Source organism: Paenibacillus baimaensis, from assembly GCF_025567575.1.
Map to the genome: position 1 here is coordinate 238966 of NZ_JAOQIO010000022.1, position 9754 is coordinate 248719.

7 protein-coding genes are annotated in these 9754 nt (G+C 43.3%); 6 read left to right on the forward strand and 1 reads right to left on the reverse strand.

All coding sequences use genetic code 11. The features are described 5' to 3' along the window. Window positions 1-7 precede the first annotated feature (7 nt). A complete protein-coding gene (locus OB236_RS09525; protein WP_262683765.1) occupies window positions 8-4951 on the forward strand; it encodes a DUF4132 domain-containing protein in 4944 nt (1647 codons plus the stop codon). A 253-nt stretch (window positions 4952-5204) separates the two neighbouring features. Here OB236_RS09525 and OB236_RS09530 read toward each other — a convergent pair whose 3' ends face one another. After that, window positions 5205-5708, reverse strand: a complete 504-nt coding sequence (locus OB236_RS09530; RefSeq protein ID WP_179097615.1) for a C40 family peptidase — start codon at window positions 5706-5708, stop codon at window positions 5205-5207. Between the two features lie 416 nt (window positions 5709-6124). Here OB236_RS09530 and OB236_RS09535 point away from each other — a divergent pair, with 416 nt between their 5' ends. The 5 genes from OB236_RS09535 to OB236_RS09555 all read left to right on the forward strand — a co-directional run bounded on the left by OB236_RS09535 (window position 6125) and on the right by OB236_RS09555 (window position 9375). Continuing rightward, complete coding sequence (locus tag OB236_RS09535) at window positions 6125-6916, forward strand: helix-turn-helix transcriptional regulator (RefSeq protein WP_262683766.1); 792 nt, start codon at window positions 6125-6127, stop codon at window positions 6914-6916. Between the two features lie 310 nt (window positions 6917-7226). Then, window positions 7227-7505 carry a substrate-binding domain-containing protein gene (locus OB236_RS09540; RefSeq protein WP_262683767.1) on the forward strand — a complete coding sequence of 93 codons (279 nt, stop codon included), beginning with the start codon at window positions 7227-7229 and terminating at the stop codon, window positions 7503-7505. Window positions 7506-7587: 82 nt separating this feature from the next. Further along, the gene (locus tag OB236_RS09545) at window positions 7588-8127 is read left to right on the forward strand and encodes an iron ABC transporter permease (RefSeq protein ID WP_262683773.1); all 540 of its coding nucleotides are present in this window, start codon (window positions 7588-7590) and stop codon (window positions 8125-8127) included. A 498-nt stretch (window positions 8128-8625) separates the two neighbouring features. Next, on the forward strand, window positions 8626-8979 hold the full coding sequence (locus OB236_RS09550) for a hypothetical protein (protein ID WP_262683768.1): 354 nt from the start codon (window positions 8626-8628) through the stop codon (window positions 8977-8979). A 30-nt stretch (window positions 8980-9009) separates the two neighbouring features. Further along, complete coding sequence (locus OB236_RS09555; protein WP_262683769.1) at window positions 9010-9375, forward strand: hypothetical protein; 366 nt, start codon at window positions 9010-9012, stop codon at window positions 9373-9375. The last annotated feature ends 379 nt before the right edge of the window (window positions 9376-9754 follow it).

Genomic DNA, 9754 nt, shown 5'->3' on the forward strand with positions numbered 1-9754 from the left:
CGATTGAATGGATAGAGAAGAGCAGCAGGCTTATTTTACGAGGCTCGAGGAACGGGCACAGGAGCTGGACTTGACCGATACTCAGCGTCAATTAGCCGTTATACTCGTTAAGAGTGCCAAATCCGGTTATAACGACGATGAGTCCAACAAACAAATTTACGCACTTTTACATACAATTTCGAATGGGCAAGACAGCCTTATATACGAACCGCTCGAAGTGATCATGCAGCTGCTGGTTGATGAATACCAGGCAAATATTTTCCGATATATAGTCAGGCATGCGGTTGAATTTCCATACAGCAGCGGATATAGCAGAAGACCCTTTCGCTCAGCCGAGCTTAGTGTACATAAGGATCGGATCCTTCTCAAATTTATATCCTTGCTTCATTTACAAAGCTGCGAATTTTCAGTCATCGATTATTTGACCAAACCGAACTATTTGTCGGAGCACGAGTTCTGGGTTCCGCTTTGGGCTATCGGCGATACCGTGGCTTATGAAATCGATCAACATAATGAAGCGGTTCTTCAAGCCTTAAAGGAGATTATCTACGGCGATAATAATACAGCGCTGCTGTCTGCGCCTATGATATCTGGTGTGTTTTTAAGCCATAGTGAGGAAGCTTACCGGATGATCGGGGAGCTGCTGGTCGCTGCGCGGCTTCAAGAGGGACTAAGGCAAAGTATTGTTGAGAAAATGGATGAAGGCACCTTGAGTGCTATGGTATATATGCTGAAAGTGATCTCCGAGCATAATCTAATCCGTTACAGTTCAGTAGTCCGCGCACTGGATGTATGGACGGGATTGGGGCTTGAAGCTGCAGACAGCCGTGTTGCTAAGCAATGTTTGGAATACGCGGTACTGTGTCTGGGTGACAAGTTGCAGCGGGATGATTGGCTGCAGAGCAGTAATGTGATCCAAATTTATATGAGTCTGTGGGCGACAGCCGTACATGAGGAAAAGGACCTTGACGATAAAATCCGTTATCTGATGCAGGATAAGGAAACATACCGGAAGGTTGTCGCTCAATATGTGTTGGCGCAGAGTCAGAATACAGAAGTGAAGTTCGATATTGCCCATGAATGGCTTGAAGTACAGGACCCAGAACTGCAATACTGGATTATATCTAACTATTCCTATAGCTATGGTTACACCTGGCAGCTCCAAGATGGAGAAAATATTCGGAAAATTCAGGTGCAGCGTAACCCTCTGTTAGAAAATAAGACGGTAAGAAGGCAGCAGTTCGAGCAGTTGGCAGCGATGGCCAAGGCTATGCCGCAGAAAGTAATTCATGTGACCTCAAGGATATTCGATTGGATGGCCGTTACGCATACTGTCGATTCCATAGTCAAAAAGATGATGTATTTAACCGCTTACGATATGGATGAGGAATGGATTGCAGAGCTAATCGCACTTAAGGATACCACAAGTCCCGACCTTAGAGGGGATCTGCTTAAAGACTTCACGAATGATCCTATGAATCCTGTGCAGCGCGAATTTATTCTTGCAAGTCTGGCTGATAAAAGCATGAGCAATCGCGAAATTGCGCTTAGACAAGCCGCCAAGTTCGATTTGAATGATAATGAAATCGAACAAATGTCAGGAATATTGAAGTTGAAGACAGGAACACTCAGGCAGAGCGCGATCCAAATCCTGCTGAAGCAGCCTGCCGAGAAGCTGGAAAGTGCGGTAGACCTCCTGATGAATAGTCGTGATGAGCTCCAGCGCCTGGCCGCATTGGAGATGCTGACAGAATTGAAAGCAGAGGCGGCTCATATGGGGCTATACACGCGTCTGAAAGAAAAAACTTCTCTCATCAAGGCACCTACGGACAAAGAGAGGCTTCTGTTGAATAAGCTGGAGCAAGCGGATGCGTACACGGAGGCTAATGGTTATGGTCTGTTTGATCCTGCCATCAGTACGGAATCGTTGACTACGGTGAAACAGGTACCGCTCTCCCAACTGGCTGATGTAAAAAACCTGTTCACATTGTCCTTGCAGCAGATGGAACAATTTCTTCAAGGATTGAGTGACCTGATTCATGATCATCGTCATTATGAATATGAGTTCGAGGATTATTCGAATGCCAAGCAAGCAGTTCTCCTGGGTACAAATTTGAGCACCTTGAAGTGGAGGTATGAAGAGGATGATCTGACTCCTTCTATCGAACGTTATCCACTTGCCGAAGTATGGAAAGATTATTGGCAAGCCAGTGGATTTGGCACCGCAGAGCTGATCCAGCTTGAATTTTATCGCAGAGCAGATGAGCTGTACCGCTATTATTCTGGTGGATTAAGAAGCTGGGAGGCCAATTATTATGAAGCTCCTGAAGGTTGGCGGACCGAGTTCCTGGAACACTTGTATCCCATGGAAATCGTCAAGGAAATGATCGATTTGTATAAGCGTATTCCCTACGCGGATCAGGTCAAGCAGCTTGTAGGAGCCTACCTGGATGATTGCCCCAAATCAGAGAAGTTTAAGGTCGCCGATCAAGTAGTGAATCTGATCGTAGGTGCTTTTCCAGAGGAACGTTTGAAGGAAGAGAAGGAAGTGAAGCTGCTCGATCTGTATACCGCTATCTGGCACCGCTGGCAGCACGCGTATGTATATGATGATGCATCGTTTATCGCATTTTTTCGCCTACACTATATGTTGTATCACATCCATGAGTACGAGTATAACCACTTATCCATTGAGGATTTTGCTCGCGCATACGAGCTGTCGGTTATTGATGATAACATCGTATTCAGGGAGCTGCTGATAAGGCCGAGAAGCGACAATCATATCAACAGAATTACCCATCCTAACTTTAAAATTGTTGAGAAGCATCCATCCTTGACTGTATTTAAGGAGCAGGTGCTGGGGCGTATTCTGGAGATCGAGTTGAACCGGGGCGATCTGTCGACAGAGGTTACACGGCTTGCCAATAGTATCCGACATATGGAAGGCATGGACTATTTTATCCGTATTTTATCCGGGCTTGATAAGGAAAGCTTCGTACGTGGATATATATATGGTTATGGTCGCGATGTCACGAAAAAAGAAACGTTCAGCAACCTGCTCAAAGTATGCCATCCGCAAGCTGGAGAAGATAAGGTTCTGCTGAAGCAGCTGCTGGAGAACAGGAAGATTTCCGAACAAAGGCTGCTGGAAGCAGCGATGTATGCGCCGCAGTGGGTCGAGATCGTATCCGATTATTTGGGATGGAGCGGTCTTCGGAGCGCAGCATGGTATTTTCACGCCCATATTAATGAATCCTTTTCTGCAGAAAAGGAAACGATTGTGGCACATTATTCGCCTATTTCACCGCAGGATTTCAATGATGGAGCCTTCGATATTCGTTGGTTTCAGGAGGCTTACGAAGAGCTGGGTGCACAGAAGTTCCAGATTCTGTACCAATGCGCCAAATATATATCTGCCGGATCGAATCACAGGCGCTCACAGCTGTTTGCCGATGCCGTGCTTGGCAGTCTGAAGCTTGAGGAGATGAAGAACTCCATCAAGGATAAGCGAAATAAAGATCATCTGCTAACCTACAGTCTGATTCCTCTTAGTAAGAATCGTGACCGCGATATTCGGGAGCGTTATGAATTTATTCATCAATTTTTGAAGGAAAGCAAAACTTTCGGTGCGCAGCGAAGAGTCAGCGAAGCGAAGACGGCAAACATTGCTCTGGATAATCTGGCGAGAAATGGCGGCTATGCGGATGTGATTCGAATGACATGGGACATGGAAGGCAGAAAGCTTGATGATCTGCTGCATTATTTGGAACCCAAGGAACTTGACGATCTGACTGCACAGCTGGTCATTCAAGATAACGGTAAGTCCGAAATTCGCTTAACACGTAAAGGGAAGGAGCTTAAATCGCTACCAGCCAGCTATAAGAATCATGAATATATAACGGCTCTTAAGGAAACAAAATCCGAGCTTACGGATCAGTACAAGAGAGCGAAGGCAGAGCTGGAACGTTCGATGGAGGCAGGCAGTGTCTTTACCTTAAACGAAATCAGTTTGTTAATGCGAAATCCGGTGATTGCTCCATTGGTGAGTGTGTTGGTGTTAAAGGCGGGTGAACATCTGGGTTATTTCTCCAATCAGCAACTGTTAGGGGTTAACGGGGAACGATATACGATTGGTGACGAGGACCAGCTGTTGATCGCACATCCGCTGCATTTTGCCGAAAGTGGTTTGTGGAGCCTGTACCAGAAGGATTTGTTCGACCGTCAGCTGAAGCAGCCGTTTAAGCAGATTTTCAGAGAATTGTATGTGCCTAATGCCGATGAGCTCGCGAGCGGAACGCTTTCCCGCAGATACGCAGGGCATCAGGTGCAGCCACGTAAAACCGTAGCTCTGCTCAAAAGCCGGATGTGGACAGTCAGCTATGAGGAAGGCTTGCAAAAAGTATATTACAAAGAAAACGTGGTTGCGAGTATTTACGCATTGGCGGATTGGTTCTCACCATCGGATGTGGAATGTCCGACTTTGGAGACGGTTCGTTTCTTCGACAGAAAAACGTACGAGAGCTTGAACCTCAGCCAGGTACCGCCTATTATTTTCTCGGAAGTTATGCGTGATGTGGATTTAGTTGTAAGTGTGGCCCATGTGGGTGGCGTTGATCCGGAAGCGAGTCTGACCACGATACATATGCGTACAGCTATCGTGCGTGAGTCGCTGCGTTTATTGAAGTTAGATAATGTGGAGCTGGAAGGAAATCATGCACGTATTACTGGTAAGCTGGGCGAATACAGTGTTCACCTTGGTAGTGGCATTGTGCATAAACAGGCAGCAGGCGCATTGGCGATCATCCCGGTTCATTCACAGCATAGAGGCAAGCTATTTTTGCCATTCATGGATGAAGACCCCAGAACCGCGGGAATTTTGTCCAAAATCGTCCTGCTGGCCCAGGATACCAAAATTAAGGACCCACAGATTTTATTACAGCTTCAGGCTTAGGTCAGTGATTTAACGGAAAAATAAAAGGCAGGGACATCTGTAGCAGCTACTAAGCGCACAAATGTCCCTTTTTATGATCGTAATGGATTCAATTGTATTGTATGTATCACTCGTACAGCTCACCTAATGAGGTATACCGAGACGTTCGAGTTTGCATTGACGAATACAATTGTATCCGGAATTTTCAATACGCGAAGCCTAACGGTTCATGCTACAAGAGCTGGTTAACATCATTAAATAATTGTATATGTTATTATAGAACACGGCGTGCTGTTACGTAAGTCTTGTCCCATGTACTGCCAGAAAAATTGGAAATCGTAACCCCTACGCCGACTTTATAAGTATGAAGTAATTTATTATTGCCCATATAGATGCTGACATGGTTGATTTTACCGTCTCTGTTTGTGTCCGAGAATATTAAATCACCTGGCTTAAGCTGGCTTTTTGAGACATATTTTCCTACTTTGGATTGCTGCACTGAAGAACGAGGTAAATTAATCCCGTTTTTCTTATATACATATTGTGTAAATGAAGAGCAGTCGAATGCCGAAGTGATGCCCGAGGATGCTCCGAATTTATAAGGGACTCCTAAGTATTTTTTGCCTGTGGCAAATATCTTGTTAGCCGTGGAAGTGCTGGAAGCTGTAGCTGCATATGCCGATTGTGGTGTGACGACGAGACTACCTGAAAAAAAGATCGAGAGACTGAGACCAATACCAACAATAGTTTTACCGTAGCGTTTATTCATGCTGTTCATGTTTCCTCCTAAGGTAAGTTTTGGACGGGTGATTTACCCAAAACCACCATACCACAAATAAAACTTCCACTATTTACTAGAGACCTCTGAAAGTCTTGCCCCGCATGGTATAGATCCTCTTTATTAGAAATTAATGAGAAAATTTTAATCTAAACCCCCTTGACGAAATATTTCCCATGGAAAACAAATCTTTTTGTTCATAATTTTGCGTATAGTTCCAGTGAGCGACCCGCTGTGAACATGTTGTAGTGAAGCATAGGATAGCGTACAATGCATCTGAGCAGCGGCTTACCATACCTTCACATATTGGACAGGGTAGCATTACGCGGACACGGATTCGTCCAGGTATGGAGATCTTGTATACAGATATTACTTTCGAGCAAGATATGAAGCTTCATATCCAGGAGGCTTGTCCCTTGTTCGAATTAAGCTATTGCCTAAGCGGCGAAATTTATTGCGAGTGGGACGGTAAGGACAGCCACACGGATAAACAAACAGGCAATGTGCTTTTCCTCGATGATGTTCAGGTATATGAAGAGAAAAAGGCAGGAATCCGCAATCAGCTGCTGGAAGTCAGGCTTAGCCCGGATGAGCTGCTGCATTATGCCGGGGACGTTACGGAGAAAGGGCAAATGGAAACCTGGCTCAAGCATCATCGCGGAAATATTGACCGTTATCCGGACACTCCGGCAATCCAAAAATGTGTATCGGAATTGATTCATTGCACGTATCACGGAACGATGAAACGCTTATATATGGAAAGCAAAGCGCTTGAATTTATCGCATTGTTAGGCGAGTCCGATGGCTACGGTTCTGTGGGCGGAAGCATGACGCTGAGGCATGATGATATAACAAAGCTGAAGCGGGTCCACGAGCTGGTGCAAATCCATTGCGAACAACCATTGTCGATTCGCGAGTTAGCCAAGCGGGCAGGCTTGAATGAATTCAAGCTGAAAAAGGGATTTCGTGAATTGTTTGGCGTGCTGATCTTCGAGCTTGTACGTCAGAAACGGATGGAGAAAGCACTCTGGTATATGGAAGTAGAACGGTTGAATGTGGGGGAAATGGCTGTTTCAGTCGGTTATAGCAATGTCAGTAATTTCACAACGACCTTTCGCAAGCATTATGGCTGCAATCCGAGTGAGTACTTAAAGCATATGGATCAACAGAAAGTGGAGCGTAACAGGCTGCCAAATAATTTGAACTAACAGAAAACTTCAAGGTTGTAGAACATATGGTTCGGTGACGAGCGATATTTCAACAGACTTGAGGTTTTTTTGTATGCTCCCTTAACAGGTAGAGAAAAACAACGATGTAAATGATAATCATTACAATAGATTGTTCAACCAGTTAAATCAATCGGTTGGTCAAGACAAATACAAGATGAGGAGTATTTATATGAAAAGAAGTGGGGTTATGTTGCTCATAATGATGATGGTTTTGTGTTCGGCATGTGCGCAGACAGTTTCTGTTCCTCCGAATGGGACCGAAAGCTTTGACAATACAGGAGGGGAGTATATGAAATTGTCAAAGGACGGATATATGCAGATGTCACTTGAGGCCATCATTGCCGCCAATCCGGAAAAAAATATTATCACGGAGTTTCAGGAGCCTGATCGCGACGTTACCAAAAACAAACTGCTTTCGAATGACAGACTAAAAAATGTCAATGCCATGAAAACGGGGAATGTGATGGTTGCCGACTATACCAATGCTATTCGTGGCAGTCTGGAGCTTGCAGATCTTTATGACAAGGTAGCAGCGTTCATTCATCCTGAAATATTTGGAGGTAAATAAATATGTCAACCACTGCTGAAACGAACCACAAGGAACCTCACTACATTATGATTCTGTATTAAAAAGCCGAGCTTTGTTTACAGTGATCATCATGATGTTGATTGCAGCCGTTGGATGTTCAGTCATTTTTGCCGTATCGATCGGACAAGTGTCCATACCTTTTACGGAATCGTATCGGATATTGATCTATCAATTAACCGGTATAGAAATCGGGGACCTCCATGGACTTACATCGGGGACCTTTGTAGATATTATTTGGCAAATTCGTTTACCGCGGGTACTGATGGCCATGATTGTCGGCTCCGGTCTTGCTTTGTGCGGGACGGTTATGCAGGCCTCCGTACAAAACCCATTGGCTGATCCCTATATTTGGGGGATTTCATCGGGTGACTCTTTAGGCGCTACCTTTTCTATCATGGTCGGTTTTGGCGCCGCTGGTATCATTGGCGAGATGGGGATAGCGATGTGGGCTTTTGTTGGGGCAATTGGGGCTGCCGGTTTCGTCCTAATTCTCGCTAGCATATGTGACTTAACTAATATGTTTGCCACGCTTGGAACCTTAAGTTTTCCATTGCTAAAATGGCTTGATTTTACTGGGTTTATAACCTGTTTCACCTTTTGAAAGGGGGAGCTCCCAGCATATCAAAGCCATTTTCTATGTTTCTTATAGTTAAGAACAATCAAATAATGAACTCAAGGCAAACTTATTAGCTCACTTTAGACTCTTGGCAAATTTATGAGTAAACCGGCTGATCTTTTGCAATTCTACGGAGTCGGAGGAAATAAGATTAAATTCTACTTGCTGTCGGATGACATAATCCGATAAGTATGCATATAAAGTTAAGCCGATATGAACACGAAACAATGTTGCTTTGTTGTTAGTAAACAATCTATGTTTCCACATACGACACATGTGGAGTGCGTGGTAAGGATATATCGGGAGGATCTGATATAAAAGTTTTATCGAAAAAAGTCTATCAATCATAATATAAAGCGGAGAACTTCCAGAAGAGGGGGTTCTTTTTTTGTGCAGACTTCGATTATGTATGTATTAATTTGGCGAAAATTGGTATAATTTATGTAGTGATTTTATCATGTCAGGTACTCATCGGAGAAAAAAATGAAATTAAAAGGAACTAAAACTGAGAAGGACTTCTATGATCAGTTAATCAACCAGCAGAAATATCTGTTCCAAGAGATAAGACTTCTTGAACTGTTAAGAAAAATATATCCAAAGATGAGAACTACCTATGTATTAGATTGGATTCCAGAGCAAGGCGAAGATATTTATACAGTATTAGTAAATACGGATTCTGTGTGCGAAGTTGAATTAGATCGTTATGATTTATCTGTCGAGCCAATAGTGAAATCGGTGAAAACAGTAACTGCTTTTACGAAGGGTCTTCGTAAGTTAGCAAGAATTAAACTTGAAGTAGCGATTGATTTAGCTCAAAAAGACATGGCAAACAACTAATAAAACACGGAGTTCATGAGGTGCAATGAGATGACTAAAGAGAAAAAGAAAGACTGCTACAATGGCGCTCTGTTCACTTCTCACGAATTCTATTCTAAGGGTTCTGGGTTGACTTTCAAAGAAATAGCCGAAAAACTTGGAGTAAAGAATCTCACAAATTCTAATCCGAACAAAAATCTAATTAAGAGAATTGCTGAATTCTATAAATTGCCTGTTTCTGGCACAGATACGACAATGACAATAAATTCTACAAATAGATCAGATACTTCAGGTGTTCATCTTAATGAAAAGAAGCGATATGACAATGAAGCTACTGAGAAGATTAAAGAGGTTATAGATTTTATTATTTTGGACGGGGATCTGGAATTTCAAGGGATAAAGTTCAGAATCAAATGAATCGGAGATTTGATGTGCTAATGTGAAGGAGGTTCTGAGCTTAGGATAAAAAATATTTAGTCGAATATGAGTACAGAAAGTCCGATGAATCGGAACCGAAGACAGATAAAACCGTAGTAGAATCCTTCTCTGAGAGCGATGCTCGAAAACAAGTTATAGTGAAGGCAATCGAAGAGTTAGATCGCTCAGATATTAAAATTCTATATGTAAGAGAACTAAGAAGAGCAGAATTAAAATAAAAGACTGGATTTATGGGGTTGATTTATCTGAAGAAACGCCTTAAGAAAATAACCGTGAATGGTTTTCGATTTCATTGGGGTCTGTCAAATCTTTTGTGTAAACTCTTTTAAAAGACTTCTCCCCGAGGGGAGAAAAAAAT

Excerpts from the sequence above, each read along its gene's own strand:
- OB236_RS09525 (WP_262683765.1), top strand. The coding sequence starts at position 8 with ATGGATAGAGAAGAGCAGCAGGCTTATTTTACGAGGCTCGAGGAACGG.
- OB236_RS09530 (WP_179097615.1), bottom strand. The coding sequence starts at position 5,708 with ATGAACAGCATGAATAAACGCTACGGTAAAACTATTGTTGGTATTGGT.
- OB236_RS09540 (WP_262683767.1), top strand. The coding sequence starts at position 7,227 with ATGAAATTGTCAAAGGACGGATATATGCAGATGTCACTTGAGGCCATC.
- OB236_RS09550 (WP_262683768.1), top strand. The coding sequence starts at position 8,626 with ATGAAATTAAAAGGAACTAAAACTGAGAAGGACTTCTATGATCAGTTA.
- OB236_RS09555 (WP_262683769.1), top strand. The coding sequence starts at position 9,010 with ATGACTAAAGAGAAAAAGAAAGACTGCTACAATGGCGCTCTGTTCACT.